At 72.2% G+C, this 26,079-nt stretch carries 26 protein-coding genes; 17 read left to right on the forward strand and 9 right to left on the reverse strand.

Translation table 11 applies throughout. The features are described from left to right. Positions 1–12: 12 nt before the first annotated feature. Both ID574_RS04400 and glnII read left to right on the forward strand, forming a co-directional pair. Positions 13–486: a hypothetical protein gene (locus tag ID574_RS04400; protein ID WP_188187434.1), complete on the forward strand. Its 474-nt coding sequence runs from the start codon at positions 13–15 to the stop codon at positions 484–486. 126 nt (positions 487–612) lie between these two features. Further along, entirely contained in the window at positions 613–1,632 is a 1,020-nt protein-coding gene (glnII, locus tag ID574_RS04405) for a glutamine synthetase (RefSeq protein WP_188187435.1), read from the forward strand. Between the two features lie 73 nt (positions 1,633–1,705). On the opposite strand, the gene ID574_RS04410 is transcribed toward glnII, so the two are convergent. From ID574_RS04410 to ID574_RS04420, 3 genes are all read right to left on the reverse strand, one after another. Next, positions 1,706–3,256 carry an aldehyde dehydrogenase family protein gene (locus ID574_RS04410; RefSeq protein ID WP_223166357.1) on the reverse strand — a complete coding sequence of 517 codons (1,551 nt, stop codon included), beginning with the start codon at positions 3,254–3,256 and terminating at the stop codon, positions 1,706–1,708. A gap of 95 nt (positions 3,257–3,351) precedes the next feature. Next, positions 3,352–4,224, reverse strand: coding sequence for a UTP--glucose-1-phosphate uridylyltransferase (locus ID574_RS04415; RefSeq protein ID WP_188187437.1), 873 nt, complete (start codon positions 4,222–4,224; stop codon positions 3,352–3,354). 40 nt (positions 4,225–4,264) lie between these two features. Then, entirely contained in the window at positions 4,265–5,143 is an 879-nt protein-coding gene (locus ID574_RS04420; protein WP_223166358.1) for an aminoglycoside phosphotransferase family protein, read from the reverse strand. Between the two features lie 48 nt (positions 5,144–5,191). On the opposite strand from ID574_RS04420, the gene ID574_RS04425 reads away from it, so the two are divergent. Beyond that, complete coding sequence (locus ID574_RS04425) at positions 5,192–5,593, forward strand: winged helix-turn-helix domain-containing protein (RefSeq protein WP_188187438.1); 402 nt, start codon at positions 5,192–5,194, stop codon at positions 5,591–5,593. Here the strand turns inward: ID574_RS04425 and ID574_RS04430 are convergent. The 3 genes from ID574_RS04430 to ID574_RS04440 all read right to left on the reverse strand — a co-directional run bounded on the left by ID574_RS04430 (position 5,577) and on the right by ID574_RS04440 (position 7,545). After that, a complete protein-coding gene (locus ID574_RS04430; protein WP_188187439.1) occupies positions 5,577–6,482 on the reverse strand; it encodes an alpha/beta fold hydrolase in 906 nt (301 codons plus the stop codon). The two genes, ID574_RS04425 and ID574_RS04430, sit on opposite strands and share 17 nt — an antisense overlap. A gap of 72 nt (positions 6,483–6,554) precedes the next feature. Beyond that, on the reverse strand, positions 6,555–6,803 hold the full coding sequence (locus ID574_RS04435) for a DUF1876 domain-containing protein (RefSeq protein ID WP_442939211.1): 249 nt from the start codon (positions 6,801–6,803) through the stop codon (positions 6,555–6,557). 196 nt (positions 6,804–6,999) lie between these two features. Next, a complete protein-coding gene (locus ID574_RS04440) occupies positions 7,000–7,545 on the reverse strand; it encodes a cupin domain-containing protein (RefSeq protein WP_336245486.1) in 546 nt (181 codons plus the stop codon). Between the two features lie 125 nt (positions 7,546–7,670). Between ID574_RS04440 and ID574_RS04445 the strand changes: the two genes are divergently transcribed. From ID574_RS04445 to ID574_RS04475, 6 genes are all read left to right on the forward strand, one after another. After that, on the forward strand, positions 7,671–8,054 hold the full coding sequence (locus ID574_RS04445; protein ID WP_223166359.1) for a discoidin domain-containing protein: 384 nt from the start codon (positions 7,671–7,673) through the stop codon (positions 8,052–8,054). Between the two features lie 63 nt (positions 8,055–8,117). After that, positions 8,118–10,106: an SWIM zinc finger family protein gene (locus ID574_RS62675; RefSeq protein ID WP_442939212.1), complete on the forward strand. Its 1,989-nt coding sequence runs from the start codon at positions 8,118–8,120 to the stop codon at positions 10,104–10,106. A 43-nt stretch (positions 10,107–10,149) separates the two neighbouring features. Beyond that, on the forward strand, positions 10,150–11,532 hold the full coding sequence (locus ID574_RS04460; RefSeq protein WP_223166360.1) for a DUF5691 domain-containing protein: 1,383 nt from the start codon (positions 10,150–10,152) through the stop codon (positions 11,530–11,532). Next, positions 11,529–12,593, forward strand: coding sequence for an ATP-binding protein (locus ID574_RS04465; RefSeq protein ID WP_188187442.1), 1,065 nt, complete (start codon positions 11,529–11,531; stop codon positions 12,591–12,593). Before ID574_RS04460 ends, ID574_RS04465 begins: the two co-directional genes overlap by 4 nt. Then, positions 12,590–15,010, forward strand: a complete 2,421-nt coding sequence (locus tag ID574_RS04470) for a DUF5682 family protein (protein WP_223166361.1) — start codon at positions 12,590–12,592, stop codon at positions 15,008–15,010. Before ID574_RS04465 ends, ID574_RS04470 begins: the two co-directional genes overlap by 4 nt. Further along, complete coding sequence (locus ID574_RS04475) at positions 15,007–16,212, forward strand: VWA domain-containing protein (protein ID WP_223166362.1); 1,206 nt, start codon at positions 15,007–15,009, stop codon at positions 16,210–16,212. Before ID574_RS04470 ends, ID574_RS04475 begins: the two co-directional genes overlap by 4 nt. 53 nt (positions 16,213–16,265) lie before the next feature. Here ID574_RS04475 and ID574_RS04480 read toward each other — a convergent pair whose 3' ends face one another. Then, on the reverse strand, positions 16,266–17,336 hold the full coding sequence (locus ID574_RS04480; RefSeq protein ID WP_336245494.1) for an RNA-guided endonuclease InsQ/TnpB family protein: 1,071 nt from the start codon (positions 17,334–17,336) through the stop codon (positions 16,266–16,268). Positions 17,337–17,415: 79 nt separating this feature from the next. Between ID574_RS04480 and ID574_RS04485 the strand changes: the two genes are divergently transcribed. From ID574_RS04485 to ID574_RS04500, 4 genes are all read left to right on the forward strand, one after another. Continuing rightward, the gene (locus ID574_RS04485; protein WP_188187443.1) at positions 17,416–17,649 is read left to right on the forward strand and encodes a TetR/AcrR family transcriptional regulator C-terminal domain-containing protein; all 234 of its coding nucleotides are present in this window, start codon (positions 17,416–17,418) and stop codon (positions 17,647–17,649) included. Between the two features lie 77 nt (positions 17,650–17,726). Further along, positions 17,727–19,103: an MFS transporter gene (locus ID574_RS04490; RefSeq protein ID WP_223166364.1), complete on the forward strand. Its 1,377-nt coding sequence runs from the start codon at positions 17,727–17,729 to the stop codon at positions 19,101–19,103. An 11-nt stretch (positions 19,104–19,114) separates the two neighbouring features. After that, on the forward strand, positions 19,115–20,119 hold the full coding sequence (locus ID574_RS04495; RefSeq protein ID WP_188187444.1) for an enolase C-terminal domain-like protein: 1,005 nt from the start codon (positions 19,115–19,117) through the stop codon (positions 20,117–20,119). Positions 20,120–20,190: 71 nt separating this feature from the next. Further along, complete coding sequence (locus ID574_RS04500; protein ID WP_188187445.1) at positions 20,191–20,838, forward strand: class I SAM-dependent methyltransferase; 648 nt, start codon at positions 20,191–20,193, stop codon at positions 20,836–20,838. Positions 20,839–21,156: 318 nt separating this feature from the next. Here ID574_RS04500 and ID574_RS04505 read toward each other — a convergent pair whose 3' ends face one another. Next, positions 21,157–21,372, reverse strand: a complete 216-nt coding sequence (locus tag ID574_RS04505; protein WP_188187446.1) for a hypothetical protein — start codon at positions 21,370–21,372, stop codon at positions 21,157–21,159. Between the two features lie 147 nt (positions 21,373–21,519). Next, positions 21,520–22,662: an ROK family transcriptional regulator gene (locus ID574_RS04510; protein WP_223166365.1), complete on the reverse strand. Its 1,143-nt coding sequence runs from the start codon at positions 22,660–22,662 to the stop codon at positions 21,520–21,522. A gap of 105 nt (positions 22,663–22,767) precedes the next feature. Between ID574_RS04510 and ID574_RS04515 the strand changes: the two genes are divergently transcribed. From ID574_RS04515 to ID574_RS04530, 4 genes are read left to right on the forward strand one after another with little or no spacing between them, the layout of a single operon-like run. Then, on the forward strand, positions 22,768–23,679 hold the full coding sequence (locus ID574_RS04515; protein ID WP_188187447.1) for a glutamate ABC transporter substrate-binding protein: 912 nt from the start codon (positions 22,768–22,770) through the stop codon (positions 23,677–23,679). Next, entirely contained in the window at positions 23,679–24,323 is a 645-nt protein-coding gene (locus ID574_RS04520) for an amino acid ABC transporter permease (protein WP_188187448.1), read from the forward strand. Before ID574_RS04515 ends, ID574_RS04520 begins: the two co-directional genes overlap by 1 nt. Next, complete coding sequence (locus ID574_RS04525) at positions 24,320–25,123, forward strand: amino acid ABC transporter permease (protein ID WP_188187449.1); 804 nt, start codon at positions 24,320–24,322, stop codon at positions 25,121–25,123. Before ID574_RS04520 ends, ID574_RS04525 begins: the two co-directional genes overlap by 4 nt. Next, entirely contained in the window at positions 25,110–26,072 is a 963-nt protein-coding gene (locus ID574_RS04530) for an asparaginase (RefSeq protein WP_188187450.1), read from the forward strand. The genes ID574_RS04525 and ID574_RS04530 overlap by 14 nt, the downstream gene beginning before the upstream one ends. The last annotated feature ends 7 nt before the right edge of the window (positions 26,073–26,079 follow it).

The following is a 26,079-nucleotide window of genomic DNA, read 5'->3' on the forward strand; positions in this document are numbered from 1 at the left end:
GTCTCAAGGGATATGCATCGGCTCGCATGGCTCGCCGTCGCGGGCGCCCTGATCACCGGATGCTCGCCGGACGCGCCGTGCACGCTCATCGGCACCCCCGTCGGGGTATCGGTGAACGTCAAGGGTCCGCCGGCGGGCCGGGCGGCCGCCACGTCGATGGAGGTGTGCTGGGACGGAGCCTGCAAGACGGCGCGCGCCGAGCTGATGCCGTCCACGCGCCCGGGGAAGGAGACCTGCTCGGGCGACACCTGCTCGATGAGCGCGGTCCCGGACGGCGGCAAGCACGCCTTCGGCGACGTGCCCGGGCTGCCCGACCGGCCGGTGCGGGTGCGACTGACGCTGCTGGACGCCGAAGGGGAACCGGTGCTGGAGCGCACGCTCGACGTCACCCCGCGCCTGCGTTACCCCAACGGCCCCGAGTGCGGGGCGGGCGGCCCGCAAGCCGTGCTGACCGTCGAAGGCGACGGCGTGGTCCGCGAAGGGTGATGCGGACCACATGCGTTCGTCTTGGTAAAGACTTCCGATTAACACGGCGTTCACATGTGGGCAAAAAGCGGGAAACGGCTGTCCATAAGACTCGGCGTGGCTGTGAAACACCCTGAAAGGACCGCCGTGAGCTACAAGGCTGAGTACATCTGGATCGACGGCACCGAGCCGACGGCCCTGCTGCGCTCGAAGACCAAGATCCTGGCCGACGGGGTCGAGCCGCCGGTCTGGGGCTTCGACGGCTCCAGCACCAACCAGGCCGAGGGCCACTCGTCGGACCGCGTGCTCCGCCCGGTGTTCACCTGCCCGGACCCGATTCGCGGCGGTGACAACGTGCTGGTGCTCTGCGAGGTCGAGGAGATCAACGGCGACCCGCACTCCAGCAACACCCGCGCCCTGCTCCGCCCGATCGCCGAGCAGTACGCCGAGCAGGACTCCTGGTTCGGCATCGAGCAGGAGTACACCTTCTTCAAGGGCAGCCGCCCGCTCGGCTTCCCCGAGGGCGGCTTCCCCGCCCCGCAGGGCCCGTACTACTGCGGTGTCGGCGCCGACGCCATCTTCGGCCGCGAGATCGTCGAGCTCCACCTCGACCGTTGCCTCGCCGCCGGCCTCAAGATCTCCGGCATCAACGCCGAGGTCATGCCCGGCCAGTGGGAGTTCCAGGTCGGCCCGGCGGGCCCGCTCGAGGTCGCCGACCACCTGTGGGTCGCCCGCTACCTGCTCTACCGCACCGCCGAGGAGTTCGGCGTCGAGGCCACCCTCGACCCCAAGCCCGCCCGCGGCGACTGGAACGGCGCCGGCGCGCACACCAACTTCTCGACCAAGGCGATGCGCGAGGGCTACGACGCCATCATCGCCGCCTGCGAGGCGCTCGGCGAGGGCGACAAGCCGATGGAGCACATCACCCAGTACGGCTCCGGCGTCGAGGCCCGCCTGACCGGCGCCCACGAGACCGCCCCGTGGAACGTCTACAGCTACGGCGTGTCCCACCGCGGCGCGTCCGTGCGCATCCCGTGGCAGGTCGAGGTGGAGAAGAAGGGCTACATCGAGGACCGTCGCCCGAACGCCAACATGGACCCGTACGTCGTCACCCGCCTGCTGGTGAACACCGTCTGCGCGGCCCTGGAGAAGAAGGACCTCGTCTGACCGCTCTCCCTCCCGCGGCTGACATGAAGGAAGGGCGCCACCCGGCTCACGGGCGGCGCCCTTTCCTCTTGCGCTAGGGGAGGCGGAAGTCCAGATCGGGGACGATCTCCGCGACGTCCATCTGCGCCTTCTGCAGGCGGCCCGAGTGGTCCCAGTTCATCGCCTGCCAGCGGGTGAACTGGTCGAGCACCCACATGCCCGACTGGCGGCTGCCGTTGCCCGACTTGCCGTTGCCGCCGAACGGGAGGTGCGCCTCCGCGCCCGACGTGGAGTTGTTGACGCTCACCATGCCGGCCGAGATGCCCTCGCGGAAGCGGAAGGCGTGCTTCGGGTTCGTGGTGTAGATCGAGCTCGACAGGCCGTAGCCGGGCAGGTTGGCGAGCTCGATGGCCTCGTCGAGGGTATGGAACGTGGTCACGCCCACGATCGGGCCGAACGTCTCCTCCATGAACAGCCGGTCGCCGGGCTTGACGCCGTCCACGACCACCGGGTGGTAGTAGAGGCCCCCGCCGTTGATGCTGTCGCCGTCGAAGTCGCCGCGCGGATTGTCCTTCGTGATCTTCCCGATGGTTCCCGACACCACCGTGTGGTGGGGCTGTATCCAGGTGAGGTATTCCTCGTACCGGTCGGCGAACTTCTGGTCGAGCAGCGGGCCGGCCAGCACGTCCTGCGTGGGGTCGCCGATCCTGGCCGCGGCCAGCGCCCGCGTGAACCGCTCGACGAAGGCGTCGTGGACGTCCTCGTGGACGATGACCGTGCCGAGGCTGGTGCAGCGCTGGCCGGCGGTGCCGAAGCCGGAGAACAACGCGCCCTCGGCGGCGAGGTCCAGGTCGGCGTCCGGCATGATCACCATCGGGTTCTTGCCGCCCAGCTCCAGGCAGGCCGACTGCAGGTGCCGCCCGGTCAGCTCGCCGATCTTCCTGCCGACCGCGCTGGAGCCGGTGAAGCCGACCTTGTGCACGGTGCCCTCCTCCAGCGCCAGCTCCAGGCCGCGGAAGGTCTCGGCGCCGTCGGCGAAGACGACATTGAGCACGCCGTCCGGCAGCCCCGCCGCCGTGAACAGCTGGAACATGGCGTGCGCGGAGGCGGCGGCGTACTCGGCGGGCTTCCAGACGACCGCGTTGCCGCACAGCAGGGCCGGTACGAGGTACCACGCCGGCACGGCGACCGGGAAGTTCCCCGCCGTGACGACCGCCGCGACCCCGACCGGGTTCCGGAACGTGAACAGGTTCTTGTCCGGCATCTCCGACGGCACCGTCTGCCCGTACAGCCGGCGGCCCTCGCCGAGGAAGAAGTCGCACGTGTCGACGATTTCCCGCACCTCGCCCAGGGACTCGGCGTACGGCTTGCCGATCTCCTCGGTCACCAGGCGGGCCAGCCGCTCGGTGTTGGCCTCGACCAGCCGCCCGATCGAGGCGATCACCCGGCCGCGCACCGGCGCGGGCACCCTGGCCCACTCGCGCTGGGCGTCCTTGGCGGTGCGGCAGGCGGCGGCGAAAGCGCCCGCGTCGGCCAGGCCGACCCGGGCGACCACCTCGCCCGGCCGGGCGGGGTTGGTCGAGTCATATGTGGTCGTGGCGGCGGCTTCCTTGCCCCCCACGATGGAAACGATCTGACGGCTCACCGATGCCCTCCTCATTGATCCTCCAGACACGACGCTAACCCCATCTCCCGCATGATCGCCTCTTGGAGGCGGGCGAGCGCGGAGTCGATCACGTGCTAGCTCTCCGAGGCAAGTCTGCGTAGCTCCGGGCCGTACGCGGGGTCGGCGAGGGCGGCGGCGAACTGGGCCTTGAGGTAGTCGAGCGGCGAGCCCGTGTCCCACCACGTGCCGTCGATCACCTGGCCGTACACCGGGTGGCCGGCGGCGGCGTGGCGGTGCAGGGCGTCGGTGAGGTAGATCTCGCCCTCGGGCTTCTCGTGCCAGCGGCGCGTCGCGGCCTCCAGCTCCTCGATGACTCCGGGGGTGACGACGTAGCCGCCGATCGCGGCGTACCGGGAGGGTGCCTGTTCCGGGGAAGGCTTCTCCACCAGGCCCGAGATGCGCAGCCGGCCGCCGCCGAGGTCCTCCTCGACGACGGGCACGCCGTAGCGGGAGGCGTCCTCGACGGCCATCGGCATCAGGGCCAGCACGGGCGCCCCGGTGGCCTCGTACGCGCTCTTGAGCTGCTTGGCACGCGGCACCTCGGCCACGAACACGTCGTCGGCCCACAGCACCATGAACGGCTCGTCGCCGATGACGCGGGCGGCGTTGAGCACGGGCGTGCCGTTGCCGTACGGGCCGTTCTGGTACAGGTACGTGATGTGGGCCAGCGACGACAGCTCCGCCACCGCGTCGGCCAGGTCGTCCTTGCCGGCGGCGCGCAGCTGCAGCTCCAGGTCGGCGTCGGGGGCGAAGTGCTTCTGGACGAGGTCCTTGCGCGGCGAGGTGACGATGGTGATCTCGTCGATGCCGGAGTCCACGAGCTCGCGGATGGTGTGCTCGATGACGGGCTTGTCGCCGATGGGCAGCATCTCCTTGGGCAGCGCCTTGGTCAGGGGCAGCAGCCGGGTGCCCAAGCCGGCGACCGGGATCACGGCTTTGTGGACCATGCGACTCTCCTTGATCGTGGTGGAGAGTGCCGACGTTACCTCAGCCGCATTCCGTGATCACCGCCTGGATCGTGTGCCGTGCGTTGGCCGCCATCGCCGGGTTGGTGTGCTGGTAGTAGGCGAGCTGGGTGAGCGCCATCGACAGCGCCCAGCCGCGGCCCCTGGCCCAGGTGTCGTCGTCCGGGTCCAGCGCGGCGCGGAAGATCTTCCTGTCGTCCGGCGGGAGCAGGTTCCACGCGGCGATCAGGTCGCTCGCGGGGTCGCCGACGCCGGCCGTCCCGAAGTCGATCACGCCGGTGAGCCGCCCGTCCTCGACCAGGAGGTTGCCGGGCATCAGGTCGGAATGCACCCACACGGGCGGGCCCTGCCACTCGGGCGTCCGCACGGCCGCGTCCCACACCGCGGCGGCGGCCGCCGTGTCGATCACTCCGTCCAGCTCGCCGAGCGCGTGGCGCGTCGCCCGCTCGACCCGGGCCAGCGGCCCCGCGCGGTAGGCCCGCGGCCCGCCGGGCAGGCCGGCCCGGCGGAACGCGGCCACGAACGCCGCCAGGTCCGCGGCCAGGGGCCCGGCCTCGGCGCCCGCTTCGGGATTGGCACCGGGCAGCCACCGGCACACCGTCCACGGCCAGGGGTAACCCTCGCCGGGGACGCCGGCGCCGAGCACCTCGGGGATGGCGACTGGCAGCAGCGGAGCCAGCAGCGGCAGCCACCGCTGCTCCTTCTCCACGTCCCCGACGCCCGACTCGATGAGGGGCAGCCGTGCGCACAGGTCGTCGCCGAGCCGGTAGACCGCGTTGACCGTGCCGGGCGAGGGGAACCGCGTGACGGGCAGGTGCGCCCACTGGGGGAACTGCGCGGCCAGCAACCGGCGCACGAGCGACTCGTCGGTGTCGACTTCGCCGGCGTGCATCTTGGCCATGCGTTAATCCTTTGCGTGGGCGGGGGCCGTCTGCGCAGACTGGCGCCGATGAGCAACGAGATGAGCAACGACAGGAGAAAGACCTGGGAGATCCGCGTCGGCGTCTATGCCTCCGAGGAACAGGCCGAGGATCTCCAGAATCGTATCCAGCGGCTGCTGTGCCCCGACCCGTCGCATCGCCCGCCGTGCCCGATTCCGTGGTCGATCGCGGTGTCCCCGGCCGGCTCCGAGCACGACGATCTCGTGGAGCAGTATCTCCTCGAGGCCCTGCTGGAGCAGATCCACCAGGGCGTCCTGCGGCCGGGGGAGGCACTCCCGTCCCAGGCCCGCCTGGCGGACGACCACGGCGTCAGCCGCGAGCGCGTCCGCAAGGTGATCGCGAAGCTGGGTGAGGCGGGCTTGGTGGAGACGGTGCGCGGCCGCGGCACCTTCGTCAGGCAGGCTGCGTGAGGATGAGCTCGGCGATCCGGCGGGGCAGTCCGGGCGACAGCAACGCGTGGCCCATGCCGGCGATGGTCTCCAGCCGCGCGTGCGGGATGGCGGCGGCGAGCGCCTTGCCGTGCGGCAGCGGCAGCAGCGGGTCCGCGGTGCCGTGCACGATCAGCGTCGGCGCCTTGATCGAGTCCAGCGGGGCGCGCCGGTCCTCGGTCATCCTCCGCCCGGCCTTGTCGTGGTTGAGCGGCGCGTCGGGGTTCGTGGTCCGGTCGTAGGACTCCTCGACGAACCGCCGGGCGGCGTCCTCGTCGAACGGCAGCACGCCGCCGTTGAGCACCCGCCAGGTCTCCAGGCCGGCGGCGAGGCGCTCCTCGCGCGTCGCGGGCGTCATGGCCGCCGAACGGGCGAGATGCTCCAGGAAACGCGGCTCGGGCGGCGGAAGGTCGGCGGGATCGGGCTCCTGCCCGGACAGCGCCCGCGCCCACGCGGGCCCGGCGTCGGCGCCCATCGGGCTGGACATGATCACGGTCAACGCGGTCACGCGCTCCGGGCGGTGCACGGCCAGCCACTGGCCGATCGCGCCGCCCAGCGACGCGCCGACGACGTGGGCGGCGGCGACGCCGTACGCGTCGAGCACGGCGAGCGCGTCCCCGGCCAGGTCGGCGAGCGTGTACGGCTGCGCGGCGAAGTCCACGCAGCTCGATCGGCCGGTGTCGCGGTGGTCGTACCTGATGACCTGCCGCCCGCCGGACACGAGCGTCTCCACCAGCTCGTCCGGCCAGCCGATGCCCGGAGTGGAGGTGCCCATGACGAGCAGCACCACGGGGCCGGCGGGGTCACCGAATCGCTCGGTCCACAGATGCAATTCTCCGGAGAGGGCGAATTTCTCCTCGATCGCAGCCATGCCCGCCAATTTAGCGTTTGACGCGCATTTCGTAAAAAGTGCGGAATTTAGTTATTTATGGTATAATAAGATTTACCAGGAACGGGGTGGGGCAGGGGAATCGGCCGAGCTCGCGATGTCCCGCTGTGTGATCACCGCCAGCTTCTCCGCCAGGTCGGCCAGGGCCCGCGAGGCCGCCAGCTCATCCCCGATCACGGGCACCGCCGGGTCGGACGGGTTGCGCCGGGCGTGTCCGTTTCCTGTCACTTCGGTGCCGTCGTCGGTGATGAGCGCCGCTTGCGCCGAGGTGTCGTCGCCGTCCTCGGTCAGCCGAATTCGCACGGTCCATTCTTTTGCTTTCATGGGCACACGGGCTGCCCTGCGCCGGCGCGGCGAAACCGTCTCTACAGGCGTTCGATCGTGACCGTGCCACGGAGGAGATGGCCGTTCGTGACACGCTGGCCGGCGCCGAGGGTGACGGTGAGCCGGCTCAGCGACCCTCCGTCAGTGCCATCCCCTGGAGGTATATACAGCCCCGCTATGCGGTGAAATCGGCAAAATCGAAGCCGGGTGACACGATGCAGCTCACCAGGACCGGCTCGTCGGCCGCCGGGCGGGCGGACTGCCAGACCCCGCCGGGCACGAGCGCCTGCGGCACCTCGCCGTCCTCCACCCTCGGGCCCAGCGTGACGGTCGTGTCGCCGACGGTCAGGGCGAGCGGGCCGCCGCGGTGCCACAGCCAGACCTCGTCCGATTTGACCATGTGCGGCACCGACTCCTCGCCGGGGTTCAGCAGGAAGTAGATGCCGGTGGCGCTGGAGCGCGGACCCTCGTACCCGTCCGGGTGGAACGTCACCGGAGAGCGCCACGTCTCCCGGAACCAGCCGCCCTCCGGGTGGGGGAGGAGGTCGAGGGCCGCGGCGACGGGCGGACGTTCGACGAAGGCGATCGGGGCGCCCGTGACGTCCCTGCGGAGGAAACGGGTGCCGTCGAGGACGAGTTGCCCCTCCAGCCGGCTGGCCAGGGCCGCGGCCTCGTCCGGCACCTGGATCGACGGGCCGTCGGGATAGGTCTTCAGCTCCACTTAGGAGAGTTTAGGGCGATATTTCGGGATAAATGTGGCTGAACCCGTGTCCGCGCGCATTCACCTGCCGTCCGGCTTGACATCCTGGTTCGTTCATCGCCGCATGAATAGATATGGAGCCCAAGGTGTACGCCACCAGCTTCCACGCCGGCACCGGCCCCGAGCGGGCGATCGACGGCGACATCGCGACGTTCTGGCACTCCGAGTACACGCCGCCCACCCCGCTCCCGCAGTCGATCACCCTCAACCTGGGGGCGGTCGGGCGGGTCGGCAAGATCGAGTACCAGCCGCGCTTCGACGGCAACCTCAACGGCACGATCCTGGACTACAAGGTGTACGTCAGCGCCGACGGCCAGGCCTTCACCGAGGTCGCGGCCGGCACGTGGGCGGGCGACGCCCGGCTCAAGACGGCTGCGTTCGCGGCGGTGGACGCGCGTTACGTGCGGCTGGAAGGGCATCGGGCGCTCGGCGGGTCGTACCTGTCCGCCGCCGAGGCGACCGCAGGCTGACGTCCGCGCCCTGTCCCGGCGTCTCCCGGCGAAATGTCGGTCGGCCTGGCTAGTCTGCGGCAGGTGATCGATCGGTGGAGCCGTGATCAGGTGCTCGCCCTCGCCCCCGACGCCTCCTCCCAGAAGGCGGCCCAGGGGGTGGCGGCGCCCGGGAAATGGACGTCGCGGGGCGCGACGGGCACGGTCGTGTACGGCGAGTGCAAGGGCAGCGGGGCCAAGCCCTACCTGGCGTGCGTCGACCTGACCGAGCCCGCGTACCGGTGCAGCTGCCCGAGCCGGAAGTTCCCCTGCAAGCACGCGCTCGGGCTGCTGCTCATGTGGTCCGCCGACGAGGTGCCCGAGGTGGAGGCCATGCCGCAGTGGGCGGCGGAGTGGCAGGAGTCCCGAGCCGAACGCGCCGCCAAGGCGGCGGCCCGGCTCGAGGCGGCCCGGCTTGAAGCGGCCGTGGCGAAGGCGGCGGAAGAGGACTCCGACCCCATGAGGCCCGGCTCGGAGGGCGCCGCGGATGCCGAAGCGGCCCCGGCCGCCGCCGGTTTCGGTCAGGTCGGCTCCGAGCCCTCCGGCCCCGGGCAGGTGGTCGCCGGGAGGTCCGGCGGAGCCGGCGTCGGTCCGGGCGGCCGGGCAGCCGTCGCTGGAGCGGGGCCGGCCGGTGCGGCTCTGGGCGGCGGCCCGGGCGCGGAGTCCGTGCGGCATGCGCGCGTCGCCGCCGGGCTGGCCGAGCTGGAGCGCTGGCTGGCCGACCAGGTGCATCAGGGCCTGGCAGGAGCGGCGGGGGACGACTGGGACGGATTGGCCAAGCGCCTCATCGACGCCCAGGCTCCCGGGGTCGCGAGCATGGTCTCCCGTCTGGCGCGGGTCCGGGCGGAGGACGACTGGCCGGGGCGGCTGCTGGAGGAATACGCCCTGATCAACCTGCTCGCCGTCGCCTACCGGCGGCGGGCGGACCTGCCCGCGCCGCTGGCCCAGACTGTCCTCATCCGTGCCGGATTCCCCGTCACCAGGGAACAGGTGCTGGCCGGGCCCGTGGTGCGCGACCAGTGGGACGTGCTGGGCCGGCGCGACGAGCAGCAGGACCGGCTGACGGCCCGCCGCGTCTGGCTCCGCGGCCGCCGCACCGGCCGGCCCGCCCTGATCCTGTCCTTCGCCCCGCAGGGCCAGCCCTTGGACGCCTCGCTGGTCACGGGCACCACCATCGACGCCGAGCTGACCTTCTACCCGGGCGCCGCCCCGCTGCGCGCTCTGGTCGCCACCCGCCACGGCACCGTCCCGGCATCGGAACTCCTCACCGAGCACGCCACGGTCCCGGCGACCGAGCCTGCCCCCGGCCACGGCAATACCCCCGCGACGGGACACGAGGCCCCCGCTGGGGCGGATCGCGCGACGGGGCACGAGGCCGCCCTTGGAGCCGAGGTCGTGGATGACCATGGCCCAATTCGTGCCGCTGCCTTCGGCGTCGGCCCGGCGCCCCGGCCCGCCGCTCGCCAGGGCGGCGCTTCCGAGCCCGAACCCGCCGCCGGTGCGGCAGACGCCCCGGAGGCCGTTCACGCGGCCCGGCCCGCCAGCTCGCTCCGGGCGGCGCCACCCCACACCGCGCCAACGCCACCCGCCGTCGTGCCATCCGCCGTCGTGCCGCGCGCCGCGACGCCGTCACCCCACACCGCGCCACCCGCCGTGCCGAGCGTCGCGACATCGCCGCCCGCTGCCGAGCCGTTCCCCGCCTCGCCGCCTCCTGCCGTCCCTCGCTCAGCCGGAGGGGGCCGAGTCGGGCCGGCGACCGTGCCGCCCGGCATGTCGCCGGAGGAGGCGCTCGACGAGGTGGCCAGGGCGCTGGCCGAGGATCCGTGGACCGAGTCCTGGCCGCTCGTGCTGACCGGCGTGGTCCCGGAGCGCAGGTCGCTCGGCGGCCTTCCGCTCCACCCCAGGTCCCGCGACCCCTGGCGGCTGATCGCCGTCTCGGGGGGACGCCCGCTCACGGTGGCCGCCGAATGGACGCCTCAGGGCGTGCGCCCCCTGACCACCTGGGACGACGAGGGAGCGGCGGTGATCCTGTGAGCGACACGGACGGACGGAACGACCGGGGATCGGGGGTGGCTCCATGAGCACCTGGGAGGAGATGGCGTCGGCGGCGCTCGTGGGCATCGACCGGAGGCCGTACCACGGGGTCCTGCTCGAGGACGCGGCCGTGGAGGTGGCCAGGCGGCGGGCCGGGCGGCGACCGGGCGGTGTGGCGCCTCCGGAGCCTGCGCCCGAGGAGGAGCGTCCCGCCGTCACCAGGCGGGCCGCCGAGCGCCTGGTCAGGATCATGGGCGGCGAGCACGAGAGACTGCTGCCCGAATGGCTGGCCGCCGCGGCCGCGACCGGCGGCCGCGTGCCCGCGTACGTGCTGCCCGAGCTGCTCGAACGCGGCCGCCGCGACCGCTCGATCCGCGTGCACCTCGGCGTCCTTGCCGGGCAGCGCGGCCGGTGGCTGGCCGGGCAGAACCCCGCGTGGGCGTACCTGCTGGAGGAGCCGACGGGCGAGACGTGGGAGCTGGGCGGCGCGGCCGACCGGCGGGCACACCTGCGCACGCTCAGGGCGGCCGACCCGGCCGAGGCCAGGCGGCTGCTGGAGAGCACGTGGGAGCGTGAGACGCCGGACGACCGGGCCGAGTTCGTGGAGGTGCTCGCCGACGGGCTGAGCATGGACGACGAGCCGTTCCTGGAGTCGGTGCTGGACGACCGCCGCAGAGAGGTGCGTCAGGCCGCCGCCAACCTCCTCACCCGCCTCCCCGCATCGCGCCTGTCCCAACGCATGGCCGAGCGCGTACGCGCGTGCGTGGCCGTCGCCGGCGACGTGATCGCCATCGAGGCCCCGCGCGAGTGCGACAAGGCCATGGAACGCGACGGCATCCGGCCCAAGCCGCCCAGGGGGATCGGCGAGCGGGCCTGGTGGCTCCAGCAGGTCATCGCCCGCGCGCCGCTCGCGGTGTGGGGCCGTCCGCCCGCCGCGCTGCTCCGGATGCGGATCCCCGACTGGGACGCCGACGTGAAGACCGCCTGGGTGCGCGCCGCCGTGCTGCAGAAGGACCCGGAGTGGGCGCGGGCGATGTTCGGCTGGGACCCGATCGCCGACCTCCTGGAGTCGCTGCCGCCCGACGAGCAGCAGGAGCTCGCCGCCGACTTCGTCCGCAAGCACGACCTGGACAGCCAGCTCATCATGGTCCTGGGCGGCGTGTCGTCCCACTGGCGCGAGGGCCTCGCCACGGCCGTCCTGCGCAAGATCGTGAAGGTGGCCGCCACCCAGCCGTGGAACCTCGGCGAGCTGGTCAAGTTGGCCGGCGAGCACATCGACCCGGCCCTGTTCCCGCTGGCCGAGAGCTACTCGCCGGTCGAGGCGATCCAGCAGGTGGCCGCGCTGCTGCGCTTCCGCGCCGACATGCACAAAGAGTTGTCCTCGCCAGAAACCCCGGTCACGAGACCGGGCAAGGAGTTTTCATGACCGTTCTGCGCCCGCACGCGGAAGATCAGTACGCCGAGGAGCTGGCGCTCCTCGCCAAGGACGACGACCGGCCCAGGCCGCCGGGCTGGAAGTTGTCGCCGTGGGCCGTCACCACTTACGTCCTGGGCGACGGTGACCGCGTCACCCCCAAATACGTCGGCGCCCGCCGCATCGTCGAGGTGGCCGTCGCCACGCTGGCCACCGACCGCGCGCTGCTGCTGCTCGGGGTGCCCGGCACGGCCAAGACGTGGCTGTCGGAGCACCTGGCCGCCGCCATCAGCGGCGACTCGACGCTGCTCGTGCAGGGCACGGCGGGCACCGCCGAGGAGGCCGTCCGGTACGGCTGGAACTACGCCAGACTGCTGGCCGAGGGTCCGTCGATCGAGGCGCTGACCCCGTCGCCGGTGATGCGCGCGATGGCCGAGGGGCGTATCGCCCGGGTCGAGGAGCTGACCCGCATGCCGTCCGACGTACAGGACGCCCTGATCACCGTCCTGTCGGAGAAGACGCTGCCGATCCCCGAGCTCAACCGCGAGGTGCAGGCCCAGCGCGGCTTCAACGTCATCGCCACCGCCAACGACCGCGACCGGGGCGTCAACGAGCTGTCCAGCGCGCTGCGGCGCCGCTTCAACACGGTCGTGCTGCCGGTGCCGGCCACCGCGGAGGAGGAGGTGGACATCGTGGCGCGGCGCGTCACCCAGCTCGGGCGGGCGCTGGAGCTGCCGGAGACGACGACAGGGCTGGCGGAGATCCGGCGCGTGGTGACGGTGTTCAGGGAGCTGCGCACGGGCGTCACGGAGGACGGGCGCACCAAGCTCAAGTCGCCGAGCGGCACCCTGTCCACGGCCGAGGCCATCTCGGTGCTCACCAACGGCATCGCGCTGGCCGCCCACTTCGGCGACGGCGTCCTGCGCCCGGCCGACGTGGCCGCCGGGATCGTCGGGGCGGTGGTGCAGGAGCCGGTGTCGGACCGGGTGGTGTGGCGGGAATACCTGGAGACCGTGGTCCGCGAACGCTCTGACTGGCGAGACTTCTACCGCGCCTGCCGCGAGGTCTCATGACCACCACCCCACCCACCCGGACCCCACCCACCCGGACCCCACCCACCTCGTCCGGCGCTGCGGCCGGCGGGGAGACCGGGGTGCCGGTCGGTGGTGGCGTGAGCGTGCCGGCCGCCGGGGTGGCCGGCGTGCTGGTCGGCGATGCGGCCGGGGTGTTGAGCGTCGGCCGGGCGCGGGTCTTCGTGCTCGGGGTGCGGCATCACGGGCCGGGGTCGGCGCGGGCCGTGCGGGCGGAGCTGGAGCGGCTGCGTCCCGACGCGATCCTCATCGAGGGCCCGCCCGAGGCCGACTCGCTCATCCCGCTGGCCCCCGACCTCGAGCCGCCGGTGGCGCTGCTCGCCCACGTGCCGGGGGCGCCGGCGCGGGCCGCGTTCTGGCCGTTCGCGGGGTTCTCGCCGGAGTGGCAGGCCATCCTGTACGGCACCTCCGCCGGCGTGCCGGTGCGTTTCTGCGACCTGCCCGCGGGCCACGCGCTCGCGGACGACCGCGATGATCGTGAAATGTCCGGCATGCGGGCCGATCCCATCGGCTCCCTGGCCGCGGCAGCCGGGTACGACGACCCGGAACGCTGGTGGGAGGACGTCGTCGAGCACCGCGGCGACACGGTGTCCGGCCCACCCCACCAGACCCCCTGGTTCGAGGTGATCGCCGAGGCCATGGCCGCCGTACGCGAGGGCTACGAGCCGGACGAGCGCGAGTCCAGGCGTGAGGCGTACATGCGCAAGACCATCCGCGCGGCGCTCAAGCAGGGCCACACGCGCATCGCGGTGATCTGCGGCGCCTGGCACGTCCCCGCGCTGACCGGCACCCTGCCGTCCGCCACCGCCGACAACGCGGTCCTGCGGGGGCTGCCCAAGGTCAAGGCCGAGCTGACGTGGGTGCCGTGGACGTACGGGCGGCTGGCCTCCTGGAGCGGCTACGGCGCGGGCATCACCTCGCCCGGCTGGTACCACCACCTGTTCACCGCCCCCGACCGGCCGATCGAGCGGTGGCTGGCCGAGGCCGCCGCCGTGCTGCGCGACGAAGGGCTGGCCGTGTCGTCCGCGCACGTCATCGAGTCCGTACGCCTCGCCGACAGCCTCGCCGCCCTGCGCGGCCGCCCCCTGGCAGGGCTGGGAGAGGTCACCGAGGCGGCCAGGGCCGTCCTGTGCGAGGGCGACGACCTGGCCGTGGAGCTGATCCAGCGGCGCCTGGTCGTCGGCGACCGGCTCGGCCACGTCAGCGACGGCACGCCGATGGTGCCGCTTCAGCGTGACCTGCGCGACCAGCAGCGGCGGCTGAAGCTCAAGCCCGAGGCGCTCGACCGCGAGATCGACCTCGACCTGCGCAAGCCGCTCGACCTCGACCGCAGCCACCTGCTGCACCGGCTCGGGCTGCTCGGGGTGGGTTGGGGCACGCCGGGGCAGGCCCGGGGCAAGGGGACGTTCAGGGAGACGTGGACGCTGCGGTGGCGGCCCGAGCACGATCTCGCGCTCATCGAGCACGCCGCGCTGGGCACGACCGTGGTGGCCGCGGCCGCGCAGCGGGCCGGGGATCTGGCGGGGGAGGAGTCGGCGGCGCTGGCTGAGCTGACGTCGCTGGTCGAGCAGTGCCTGCTGGCCGACCTGCCGCAGGCGCTGCCCGGGGTGCTGGCGGCGCTGTCGGCCAAGGCGGCGCTGGACACCGACGTCACCCATCTGATGGCGGCGCTGCCCGCGATGGTCCGCGCCCATCGGTACGGCGACGTCCGCGGCACCTCGGCCGACGGGCTGGCGGTGATCGTGCGGTCGATGCTGGATCGGATCTGCGTGGGGCTGCCGGTGGCGGTGACGGGCCTGGACGACGACGCGGCGGCGGGCGTGCTCAAGCACGTGGACGCCGTCCACGCGGCCGTCGCCCTGCTCAGCGAACCCCAGGCCGGCACGTCCGCCGCTCTCGCCGAGGGGAGCGGAGCCGCGCAGCGGGGGCGGTGGATGGCGACCCTGCGGGGGATCAGCGACCGGCCGGACCTGCACGGTCTCATTGAGGGGAGGCTGACCAGGATCCTGCTGGACGCCGGCGAGCTCGACGACGCGGGCGACCGCATGTCCCGGGCGATGTCCCGCGGCCACAACCCGGCCAGGGCGGCGGCATGGGTGGAGGGATTCCTGGCCGGGGGCGGGCTGCTGCTGGTGCACGACCCGCGCCTGCTGGGCCTGGTGGACGGCTGGCTGACGGGGTTGCCGGGCGACCAGTTCACCGACGTGCTGCCGCTGCTCCGGCGTACGTTCGGGAGCTTCGCCGCGCCGGAGCGCAGGGCCATCGGCGAGCGCCTGCGCTCGTCGGAGCGCGATCAGGAGCGAGGGGAGCAGGACGTGGACGAGCGACGAGCCGCCGCGGCCGCCGCTACCGTGCTGGCGATCATCGGGAGAGCGGGCATCGGGGAGGAAAGCACATGAGCACGCCCACACGAGGATCGGGCGAGGCGACCGGCGGCGGGCTCGACGAGCGGATGCGGCGCTGGCGGCTGGTGCTGGGAGGCGGCGACGCCGACGGCATCGGGGCCGGGCTGCAGGGGGACGACGCGCGGATGGATGCGGCGCTCGGGGCCCTCTACGACCAGGGCGGGCCCGGCGGATCCCGGCAGAGCACGGCCCGGGAGGGCGGGCTCGGCGCGTCCGCGCCGCGGGTGGCCCGCTGGTTGGGCGACATCCGCACATACTTCCCCTCGACGGTCGTCCAGGTGATGCAGAAGGACGCCATCGAACGGCTCGACCTCACCAGGCTCCTGCTGGAGCCCGAGATGCTCGAGGCCGTGGAGCCCGACGTCCACCTGGTCGGCACCCTGCTCTCGCTCAACCGGGTCATGCCCGACCAGGCCCGCGAGTCGGCCCGGGCGGTGGTGCGCAAGGTGGTGGAGGAGCTGGAGCGCAGGCTCGCCCAGAAGACCAGGGCGGCCGTGACGGGCGCGCTGGACCGCTCGGCGAGGACACACCGGCCCAAACGGGTGGCCGACATCGACTGGGACCGGACGATCCGGGCGAACTTGAAGAACTACCTGCCGGAGCGGAACACCGTCGTCCCGTCGCGGCTCGTCGGGTACGCCCGCCGCCAGCGCTCGGTGCAGCGCGAGGTCGTGCTCTGCATCGACCAGAGCGGGTCGATGGCGGCCTCGGTGGTCTATTCGAGCGTCTTCGGGGCGGTGCTGGCGTCGATGCGGGCGCTGAAGACGTCGCTCGTGGTGTTCGACACGGCCGTGGTGGATCTCACCGACCAGTTGCACGACCCGGTGGAGCTGCTGTTCGGCACACAGCTCGGCGGCGGCACCGACATCAACCGGGCCGTCGCCTACTGCCAGGGGCTCATCGGCCGCCCCGCGGACTCCATCTTCATCCTGATCAGCGACCTGTACGAGGGCGGCGTCCGGCAGGAGATGCTGCGCCGCGTGGCCGCCATGACGCAGGCCGGCGTGCAGGTGATCGTGTTGCTGGCACTGTCCGACGAGGGCGCGCCCTTCTACGACCACGAGAACGCCGCCGCGCTGGCCGCGATGGGGGTGCCGGCGTTCGCCTGCACCCCCGACGCGTTCCCCGACCTGATGGCCGCCGCGATCGAGCGGCGGGACATCGCGCAGTGGGCCGAACGGCACCTCATCGCGTGATCCTCAAGTGCCCGACCTGCTCAGGTCGGCGCCAGGCGACTGGGTGTAGAGGGTCAACGACCCAGTGCAGGAGCCCTGGGCTTGCGCCTCGCGGTCCGATCTGGCTGACCGGCTCGGGACGCACTGAGCCCGCTTTCCACGGCGGGCTCGTTGGGCATGTTGACGAATGCCCACACCGCGCCAGCCCGTCGGGAGACGTTGAGCGCGGCGACGTGGTCGGCCGGTCCAGCGAACCCGCACGACGCACAGCAAAAGACATCCCTGGTGGGGCGGTTGCCTCGTCCGGTGAGCCCGCACCAGGGGTTCGGGCACGTCTGCGAGGTATAGGCCGGATCCACCTGCACGAAGGCGACGCCGGCGCGGCGTGCCTTGTAGGCCAGGAACTCGCCCAACTGGTGGAACGGCCAGGTCGAGAGCGTGGCCCGCTGGGATGGCCAAAGCCGTACCCGGTCGCGGATCCCCGCCAGTTCCTCGACGGCGATGCCGCGTCCGGTGCGCTGCGCATCGGCCACGATCTCGTTGGCGATCACATGGTTGGTCTGGGTGGCGAAGCGGCGCTCCCGCTTGGCGCGCCGTTTCAGCTTCCGGCGCGCGCTTTTGGTTCTGCGCGCTTGCAGTTCGGCCCGGACCTTGGCCATCCTCCGGCGGTAGCGGGTGAGTTCCTCCCCGCTGTAGTTAATCCCGTCACTGGTGGTGGCCAGGTTGACGATCCCGCGATCCACCCCCAGCCACGCGCCCAGGTCGGCCTCCGGCGGTGCTTGGGGGATCTCACAGGTCGCCACCAGATACCAGGCATTGTCACGAAACAGCAGGTCGATTTCGCCCTTTCGGTAGGCGGCCAGTGTCTTGAGCTGGTCGGGCGAGCCGGTGAAGGCGATGTTCTTCACCCGGCCGCGCACGGTCCAGATGGAGATCGTGCGGCCGTCGTGCAGCCACGACAGGCAGCGGTCGTCGAACGGGTGGGCCGCATCAGGGCGGAAGATGATCGGCTTGGATTCGGCCTTGCGCCGTCGCCTGCCTGTGAGGCGGCCGTTGCGGATCAGCCCGCGCAGGCTAGTGTAGGCGTCGGCGACCTTCTTGATCACTTGCTGGGCCTGCTGCGCCCCCAGCCCGGCGGCCTTCAGCTCGCCGTAGACGCGAACGTACTATCGTGTGATCTGCGTCACTGTCATGGGAATCGAAGGCGTTCGAAGAGGTCGCAGTGTGGTTTCCACCTGTCTGCACACGTGGTTTCATATCCGGCTTACGGACCCGCGGGAATGCTTCGAGTCGTTCTCCGGCCAGATCGCCACGTACTACCGGGACTGTCGTTCGGCGAGGCTCCCGCACCTGCACACGTATGTTGACGATCTGATCGCCGGCGACGGCGAGGACCGCTTCCACTACGGCTTGGAGCTGCTGCTCGACGGCATCGGGGCGCGCATGCCCACGTCCTGATCCAGGTCCAAAGGCCGAGGTCGTCTAGGCCCTGCGCCCGATGTGCCGGCCTCCGCTTGCCCCATAGCGTGCCGGGCATGACGACGACTGTTGAGAGATCGGAAACGGCGGGCGTGGTGTCCGCTCCTTACCGGGCGCTGAGCTTCGGGCTGGTGGCCATCGTCACGCTGCTGGCGTTCGAGGCGATGGCGGTGGCGACCGCCATGCCCGTCGTGGCCCGCGAGCTGCGCGGCATGCACCTGTACAACCTGGCCTTCAGCGCCACCCTGGCGGCCAGCGTGATCGCGACGGTGCTGGGCGGGCGGTGGAGCGACCGGCGGGGCCCGGTGGAGCCGATCTCGGTCGGTGTGGCGGCCTTCGTGGCCGGGCTGCTGCTGGCGGGGTTCGCGCCGACCATGGAGGTGCTCGTCGCGGGCCGGTTCGTGCAGGGGCTCGGGGCCGGGCTGACCCAGGTGGCGCTGTACGTGCTGGTCGCCCGGGTCTATCCGGGCGCGTTGCATCCCAAGGTTTTCGCCCTGTTCTCGGCCGCCTGGGTCGTGCCGTCCATGGTCGGGCCCGCGATCGCCGGGTTCGTGGTCGAGAACGCCGACTGGCGGTGGATCTTCCTCGGCGTCTCCCTGATCGTCGTCCCGTCGGCGCTGCTGCTCTGGCGCGGCGCCGCCGGCCACGACCTGCGGCCCGGAGTCACCGTGCCCGCCTCCGGCCTCGGCCCCAAGCTCGCCTGGGCCACGCTGACCGCCGTCGCCGCCGCCCTCATCCAGTACGGCAGCGCGCTGAGGCTCGCCGGCCTGCCGCTCCTCGCCGCCGGCGTCGTCCTGCTGGCCGTGGCCCTGCCCAAGCTGCTGCTGCCCGGCTCCCTCAGGGCCGCCCCCGGGCTGCCGACCGCGCCCGTGCTGCGCGGCCTCGCGTTCGGCTCGCTCACGGCGGCCCAGGTGCTCATCCCCCTCATGCTGATGAACGAGCGCGGGCTCAGCGCCACCCAGGCCGGCATCGTGCTCACCGTCGGCGCGCTCGGCTGGTCCACCGGCTCCTGGATCAAGGGCCGCGGCCGCATGAGCCACATGACCGCCATCCGCGGCGGCGCCGCCCTGCTCGCGATCGGGCTCGCGCTGGTGACGCTCGTGCTGGTCGACGCGGTGCCGATCGCGGTCGCGTACGTGGCCATGCCCGTGGCGGGGCTCGGCATCGGCGCGTTGCACCCGACGGTGTCCGTCCTGGTGCTGGAGATGTCGAAGAAGGGCGAGGAAGGCCACAACAGCGCGGCCGTGGGCGTCGGCGAGTCGGTGTTCACCGTGGTCGCGGTCGCGGTCAGCGGCGCCCTGTTCACCGCCACCGGCGAGACCTATGCGGTGGGTCTGCTCTTCACCGTGGCGCTCGCCGTCCTGGCCTTCGCTCTGGCTCCGCGTTTGGTCCGTTCCCGCGCAGCAGGCACTATGGAGAGGACCGCGTCATAAAAGGGGGGTACATGCCGCGAGTGCGGGAGCTTGAGGTCTTCCGGGTGGTCCTGCCGTACGGCAGGAGGTCGGAGACCCTGCTCGTGAAGCTCACCGACCACGGCGGCATGACGGGGTGGGGTGAGGCGCTCTCCCCACAGCCGAAGACGTGGTCGAGGCTGGAGGAGACGCTGGCCGCCCTGATCATCGGGGTCGACTGGGAGCACCCGGACACCGTGCCGAGCGGCGACTCCGCGGTCGACATGGCCTGCTGGGACCTGTGGACGAGGATGCGCGGCGTCCCGCTCGCCGAGGCGATCGGCGGCACCCGCACCTCGCTCATGGCCACCGTGCGGCTCGCTCCCGACCCGTCGCCCGAGAGCCTCGTGAGCCGGGTCAACCAGCAGGTGTGCGCCGGGTACGGGCACGTCACGCTGGACATCCGGCCCGGATGGGACGTCGAGCCGGTGCGCGCGGTGCGGCAGGCGTACCCCGCGCTGACTTTGGCCGTCGACTGCGGCAACGCCTACACCGACCTCGGCCAGCTCGTCGCGCTCGACTCCTACGGGCTCGAGGTGATCGAGCGGCCCTTCGCCGCCGGCGACGTCTACGCCCACGCCTCGCTGCAGGACCAGGTGGCCGCGTCGGTCGCGGTCGAGGTCGGCTCGAGCGCCGAGCTCGACGACTACCTGACGCTGCGTGCCGCCCGCGTCCTGCTGCTGCGGCCGACCGCCTTCCCGTCGCTGACCGAGGCCCGCCGGGCGCACGACCGCGCCGCGGCCGCGGGGTGGGACATCCAGTGCGCGGGCGGCCAGGGAGCGGGGCTGGCAAGGGCGGCGACGGTGGCGGTGGCGAGCCTGCCCGGGTGCACGCTGCCGTGCGACGTCACGCAGCCGCCCCGCCAGAACCAGATCGTCACGCCGATCGTCGGCGCGAACGCCGGCGTCATCGCCGTCCCCCTGACCCAATCCGGCCTCGGCCACGACATCGACGAGACGCGGCTGCGGAGGATGGCGAAAGATTCCTTTCGTGCGTAAGGTGCGTACCTGATCGAGTCGCGCGGGCGGGTGGGGCGGCCGAGCCGTACGGGATCTTGCGGGGGGCGTGGATGACGGGGAAGGATCCGGACGAGGACGCCATCAGGCTGGCCGGTGAGTCGCTGGCCGCCGGGGATCCGGTGGGCTGGTTCGAGCGGCTCTACGCCGAGTCGGCGACCGGGGACGCGATCGTGCCGTGGGACTCCCGGTCGCCGCACTTCCTGCTCACCGAGTGGGGCGTCGCCGGGACGGGGCGAGCGCTGGTCGTGGGGGCCGGGCTGGGGGACGATGCCGAGTACGTCGCGGGGCTCGGCTACGAGACGGTGGCGTTCGACGTGAGCGAGTCCGCCGTGCGGCTGGCGAAGGAGCGGTTTCCGGACAGCGCGGTGCACTACCAGGTCGCCGACCTGCTCAACCCGCCCGCCGAGTGGCGGCACGCCTTCGACCTGGTCGTCGAGATCATGACGGTGCAGGCCCTGCCGGAGGAGTTGCACGCCGCGGCCATCGCCCGGGTGGCGGGGTTCGTCCGTCCCGGGGGCACGTTGCTGGTGATCGCCTCGGGCCGGGAGGAGGGCGGGCCGGTGTTCGCGCCGCCTTGGCCGCTGACTCCGTCGGAGATCGCGGCGTTCACGGCGGACGGGCTGGAGAAGGGCACGATCGAGGACCTTCGCGACGGGGAACGGCATCGCTGGCGCGCCACCTTCCACCGGCCCGCCTGATCAGTCCCAGCGGGTCGCCGCTCTCGTCCACCGCTGCTCGCTCACCCTCCGGCCGTTTCGGACGTGCCTGTCGAGGGCGAGCCCGCCGCGTTCGGGGTCCGTGCTGGATGCCGTCCACGTAGGCCGCCTCGCTGAGCAGGGCGCCGTCGGCGTCGTTCTCGACCGTCACGCCGGTGAAGAGCACGCCGTTGTGGAGGAGCCGGTCGTCGTCGTCCTCGTCGGTGCGCCTCGGTCGTGTGGTCGAGCTCGGACAGGATCAGCCCGAGCCTGGTCAGAGCGTCGGCGACGTCGGGAGGCTGCGCTCCGATCCCTCTGGGATCAAATGGGCAGAGGCAGCGGCAGGCCGCCCTTGTGCAGGTTGAGGTCGCTCGTGATGGCGCCGGTGAGGATGCCGGGCAGGAGGTGGAGGCGGCTGCCCGCGCCGATGGCGGCGTCGCGGAGCCCGTGCAGGGCGTCGACCGGGCCGCCTCCGAGACCCGCGACGACCATGGAGCCGAGGGCGGCGGTGGCGAGCAGGCGAGCGTGGCGGCGCATGTGGACCTCCCCGAAGGACGGACGGTGACGACTCCGCCAGGGGAACACGATCGGCCCTGGAACGGCGGCGACGCCACGGGGAGGAGGCTGGTTCTTTACGCTTCTGGAACGGGCGCCCACCAATCGTGATCTACTTTGTAAAGGCGCTCAGGACTGGGTCAGGGCGGCCTCCAGGAGAAGCGAGCCGGCGCCGAGCAGGGCGGCATCCCGGCCTGCCCGGGCCGGGGCGATCTCCAGATCGCGGGTGGCCAGAGGCAGGCACCGCTCCCAGACGGCGGCGCGGATCGACGTGAGCAGGGGCTCGGCGGCCGAGAGGCTGCCGCCGACCGCCACCACGTCCGGGTTGAAGAAGTTGACCAGGACCGTGAGGACCTCGCCGATGCGGCGGCCCGCGTTGCGTACCAGGCTGGTCGCCTCGGGGACGGCGTCGTTGACCAGGCCGACGATGTCGGCGGGGCGGCTCACCTCGATGCCGGACTCCGCCAGGGCCGCCGTGAGGGCGGCGCCGCTGGCGTACGCCTCCAGGCAGTCGGGGTGGCCGCAGGCGCAGATGACGGAGGAATCGGAGCGGACGCGGACGTGGCTGATGTCGCCGGCGGCGCCGCGGCCGCGGTGGAGGCGGCCGTTGACGATGACGCCGCACCCTATGCCGGTGCCGGCCTTGACGACCATGAGGTTCTCGTGGTCGGGCCACCATCGGGCCTCGCCGGCGGCCATCAGGTTCGCGTCGTTCTCGACGAGGATGGGCAGGTCGTAGCGGGTGGCGAGGTGGTCGGCGACGGGGAAGTCGTTCCAGCCGGGCATGCGTGAGGGGGTGACGACGCGCAGGGTGGCGGGGTCGACGGGGCCGGGGATGCCGGTGCCCACTCCGCGCAGGGGGACGGCGGGCGGCACGTGTTCCGCCAGCAGTTCGTCGAAGGCGTCGGCGATGCGGCCGAGGGTGGTCTGCGGGCCGTCGGCGATCTCGCACGGCCGCTCCTCCACCACGAGCGGGGTGCCGCTCAGGTCGAGCAGGCCGAGGCGTACGTGGTGGGCGCCCAGGTCGGCGACGGCCAGCACGCCGGCCGTGGGGGAGAGACGCAGGCGGCGGGGGCGGCGGCCGCCGCGCGAGGTGCCCGAGCCCTCCTCGGCCAGGAGTCCGGCGTCGATGAGCTCCTCGACGCGGAGGGAGACGCTGGACGCGGCCAGGCCGGATAAGCGGGCCAGGTCGGCGCGCGACTCGGCTTTGCCGGTGGCGACGAGTCGCAGCAGGTCCCCGTGTGCCCCCTGCACGGGCAGCCGCTCGTTCATGTGAGATACCTACCATGTCCAACTTGCGCCAACAACGTATTGACTTGCTCCGAAATTACCCAATACGGTCCGAGTTATCTTCGAAATCGAAGGAAGTGACCGTTCATGAAGAGGCTTGTCGCCGTCGCCGCGTTCTCCGTCTCCCTGTTAGCCCTGACGTCATGTGGTGAGTCCAGCAGCCCCGCCGTCCCGGGTGTGTCCCCCCAGAAGAGCGACGTGCTCGCCAAGGCGCCGGTCGCGACGGCGGCCGAGATCCTGCCCGGCTCCACCATGGAGAAGATCAAGCAGCGTGGCGAGCTCCTCGTGGGCGGCTCGCTGGACGCGCCCCTGCTGTCGCAGCAGAACCCCGCCACCGGTGAGATGGAGGGCTTCGACGCGGACATGGGCAAGGCGCTGGCGAAGTACATCCTGGGCGAGCCCAAGGTCAAGATCGTCAACTCGGCGTCGGAGACCCGGGAGGCGCTGCTGGCCAACGGCACCGTGGACGTGGTCTTCCAGACGTACACGATCACGGAGGAGCGGGCGAAGCAGGTCTCCTTCGCGGGCCCGTACTACACCTCCGGTCTGACGATCGCGGTGAAGAAGGGTACGACGGGCATCGCCAAGCCGGAGGACCTGAACGGCAAGAAAGTCCTGGCGGGCGCGAACACCCCGGCCATCCCGGCGATCAAGAAGCTGGCGCCGCAGGCCGAGATCATCACGTTCGGCAGCGACCCCGAGTGCATCCAGGCGCTCAAGCAGGACCGGGGCGTGGCGTACGTGCAGGACGAGACGATCCTGATCGCCGATGCCAAGAAGGACCCGTCGATCGAGATCGTGACGAAGCCGTTCACCACCGACCCGTACGGCATCGGGCTCAAGCACGGTGACGAGCAGTTCAAGAAGTTCGTCAACGACTGGCTGAAGAAGATGCAGGACGCCGGGGCCTGGCAGGAGGTCTGGAAGAACTCCATCGGGACCGTCGTGGCGGGCGAGGCGCCGCAGCCGCCGCAGATCGGCTCCGTGCCGGGGTCCTGATGGGAGTCCTGTTGGAGCACCTGCCCGAGCTGTGGCAGGGGCTGATCGTGACGTTCCAGCTCACCGCCGCGTCCTTCGCGGGCGCGGCGGTGCTGGGCGTGCTGGTCTGCGCCCTGCGCGTCAGCCCGGTGCGGGTGCTGCGCGCCCTCGGCACGGCCTACGTCGAGACGTTGCAGAACCTGCCGCTGCTGGTGCTGCTCGTGCTGGCGTTCTTCGGCCTGCCGGAGATCGGGATCAAGGCCGAGCCGCTGGTGACGGCCATCGTGGTGATCGCCGCGTACGAGGCCGCCTACATCGGCGAGGCGCTGCGTTCGGGCGTGAACTCGGTGGGGAAGGGTCAGGGCGAGGCGGCGCGGGCGATCGGGCTGACGTTCGCCCAGTCGCTGCGGCACGTCGTCCTGCCGCAGGCGCTGCGCACGGTCGTGCAGCCGATCGGGAACATCTTCATCGCCACCACGATGAACACCGCGCTGGCGGCCGCCGTCGGGGTCGTCGACCTGACCGCGAGCGCGCAGCGGGTGAACCTGGTCGAGGCCCAGCCGATCCCGATCTTCGTGGGCGCGGGGGTGGCGTACGGGCTGATCGCCGCTGTGGCCGGGTTCGTCACCGGCCGGCTCGAACGGCGGCTGGTGATCCTGCGATGAGCACCGTCCTGTTCGACGAGCCGGGTCCCCGGGCGCGCCGGCGCATCCGCGTGGCGACCGTGCTGGGCACGCTGGCCGCCGTCGCCCTGGTCGTGCTGGCCGTGCGGCAGTTCGCGGCGAACGGCCAGTTGGACGCCGCGCGCTGGCAGCCGTACGCGACCTGGCCCATGTGGCGTTACCTGCTGGACGGGCTGTGGTCGACGTTCCTGGCGGCGGTCGTGGCGGCCGCGTTGTCGATGGCGTTCGGGCTGGTCCTGGCGTTGGGGCGGGTGTCGCCGCGGCCGTGGGTGCGCGGCCCGGCCGCCGCCTACGTCGAGGTGGTCCGGACGATCCCGGCGCTGCTGCTGGTGTACGTGGTGCTGTTCGCGCTGCCGCGCTACGGGCTCGACCTGCCGCTGTTCTGGAAGCTCGTCGTGCCGTTGACGGTGTCGAACGCCGCCGCGTACGCGGAGATCTTCCGCGCCGGGATCAACTCGGTCGAGCGCGGTCAGACGGAGGCGGGCCTGGCGGTCGGCCTCACGCGGTTGCAGACCATGCGGCTGATCGTGCTGCCGCAGGCGGCCCGCCGGGTGCTGCCGTCGATCGTCAGCCAGTCGGTCGGGCTCCTCAAGGACACCTCGCTCGGCTTCGTCGTCAGCTACGGCGAGCTGCTCTACAGCGGCAAGGTCCTGGCCGCCTACAACGGCCTGCTCATTCAGACGTACCTGGTCGTGGCGCTGATCTACCTGGTGGTCAACGCGTCGCTGTCGAAGCTGGCCCGCATGTTGGAGGCCCGGCAAAGGAGGAATGCCCATGCCTGAACTCGCCGTCCTGGCCGAGGTGATCCGGTCCGGCTTCGTGGAGAGCGTCCACTACGGCAGCGCCGTCGGCCTCGACCCGTCGGGGCGGGCAGAGGTGGCGCTGGGGAAGGTGGACGCGCCGGTGCTGCCGCGCTCGTCCGCGAAGCCGTTCCAGGCGCTGGCCTGCCTCACGGCGGGTGCCGGAGCTCGGGCGCTGGCGGGGCCGCGGCTGGCGATCGCGGCGGGCAGCCACACGGGCGAGGACTTCCACGTACGCCTGGTGCGGGAGTTACTGGCGGATTACGGGCTCGACGTGGGCGCGCTGGGCTGTCCCGCGTCGTGGCCCGAGGACCGGGCCACCATGGAGCGGCTGATCAGGCAGGGCGCCGGTGTCTCCCGCGAGCGCATGAACTGCTCCGGCAAGCACGCCGCCATGCTCGCCGCGTCCGTCGCCAACGGCTGGGACGTGCCCGGCTACCTGTCGCCCGGCCATCCCCTGCAGCTCCACGTGCGCTCGGTGACCGAGGACCTGGCGGGGGAGAAGTCCGCGCACGTGGCGGTTGACGGGTGCGGGGCGCCGCTGTACGGGTTGTCGCTGACCGGGCTGGCGCGGGCGGTGCAGGCGCTGGTGCTGGCGGCGCCGGGGAGCGGGCCGCGGCAGGTGGCAGACGCCATGCGCGCGCACCCCGAGTACGTCGGCGGCACCGGCCACCAGAACACCGACCTGATGAGGGCCCTGCCGGGCGCCGTGGTGAAGGGCGGAGCGGAGGGTGTGCTGGTGGTGGCGCTGGATTCGGGGCACGCGGTGGCGGTGAAGGTCATCGACGGCAGCCCGCGCGCCACGTCGGCCATCGCACTGGGCGTGCTGCGGCGGATGGGCTGCGCCATCACGGCCGAGGCCGCCGCGTTCGAGCAGGTGGACGTGCTCGGCGGCGGCGTGCCGGTGGGGCGGATCGTCACCAGGCCTTAGGGTTTGG

Source organism: Nonomuraea sp. SYSU D8015 (genome assembly GCF_008065375.1).
GTDB lineage: Bacteria > Actinomycetota > Actinomycetes > Streptosporangiales > Streptosporangiaceae > Nonomuraea.

Excerpts from the sequence above, each read along its gene's own strand:
- ID574_RS04400 (WP_188187434.1), top strand. The coding sequence starts at position 13 with ATGCATCGGCTCGCATGGCTCGCCGTCGCGGGCGCCCTGATCACCGGA.
- ID574_RS04415 (WP_188187437.1), bottom strand. The coding sequence starts at position 4,224 with ATGGTCCACAAAGCCGTGATCCCGGTCGCCGGCTTGGGCACCCGGCTG.
- ID574_RS04430 (WP_188187439.1), bottom strand. The coding sequence starts at position 6,482 with ATGGCTGCGATCGAGGAGAAATTCGCCCTCTCCGGAGAATTGCATCTG.
- ID574_RS04520 (WP_188187448.1), top strand. The coding sequence starts at position 23,679 with ATGGGAGTCCTGTTGGAGCACCTGCCCGAGCTGTGGCAGGGGCTGATC.
- ID574_RS04495 (WP_188187444.1), top strand. The coding sequence starts at position 19,115 with ATGCCGCGAGTGCGGGAGCTTGAGGTCTTCCGGGTGGTCCTGCCGTAC.
- ID574_RS04505 (WP_188187446.1), bottom strand. The coding sequence starts at position 21,372 with ATGCGCCGCCACGCTCGCCTGCTCGCCACCGCCGCCCTCGGCTCCATG.
- ID574_RS04425 (WP_188187438.1), top strand. The coding sequence starts at position 5,192 with ATGAGCAACGAGATGAGCAACGACAGGAGAAAGACCTGGGAGATCCGC.
- ID574_RS04525 (WP_188187449.1), top strand. The coding sequence starts at position 24,320 with ATGAGCACCGTCCTGTTCGACGAGCCGGGTCCCCGGGCGCGCCGGCGC.
- ID574_RS04420 (WP_223166358.1), bottom strand. The coding sequence starts at position 5,143 with ATGGCCAAGATGCACGCCGGCGAAGTCGACACCGACGAGTCGCTCGTG.
- ID574_RS04510 (WP_223166365.1), bottom strand. The coding sequence starts at position 22,662 with ATGAACGAGCGGCTGCCCGTGCAGGGGGCACACGGGGACCTGCTGCGA.
- ID574_RS04465 (WP_188187442.1), top strand. The coding sequence starts at position 11,529 with ATGACCGTTCTGCGCCCGCACGCGGAAGATCAGTACGCCGAGGAGCTG.
- ID574_RS04515 (WP_188187447.1), top strand. The coding sequence starts at position 22,768 with ATGAAGAGGCTTGTCGCCGTCGCCGCGTTCTCCGTCTCCCTGTTAGCC.
- ID574_RS04475 (WP_223166362.1), top strand. The coding sequence starts at position 15,007 with ATGAGCACGCCCACACGAGGATCGGGCGAGGCGACCGGCGGCGGGCTC.
- ID574_RS04460 (WP_223166360.1), top strand. The coding sequence starts at position 10,150 with ATGAGCACCTGGGAGGAGATGGCGTCGGCGGCGCTCGTGGGCATCGAC.
- ID574_RS04530 (WP_188187450.1), top strand. The coding sequence starts at position 25,110 with ATGCCCATGCCTGAACTCGCCGTCCTGGCCGAGGTGATCCGGTCCGGC.
- ID574_RS04500 (WP_188187445.1), top strand. The coding sequence starts at position 20,191 with ATGACGGGGAAGGATCCGGACGAGGACGCCATCAGGCTGGCCGGTGAG.
- ID574_RS04470 (WP_223166361.1), top strand. The coding sequence starts at position 12,590 with ATGACCACCACCCCACCCACCCGGACCCCACCCACCCGGACCCCACCC.
- ID574_RS04490 (WP_223166364.1), top strand. The coding sequence starts at position 17,727 with ATGACGACGACTGTTGAGAGATCGGAAACGGCGGGCGTGGTGTCCGCT.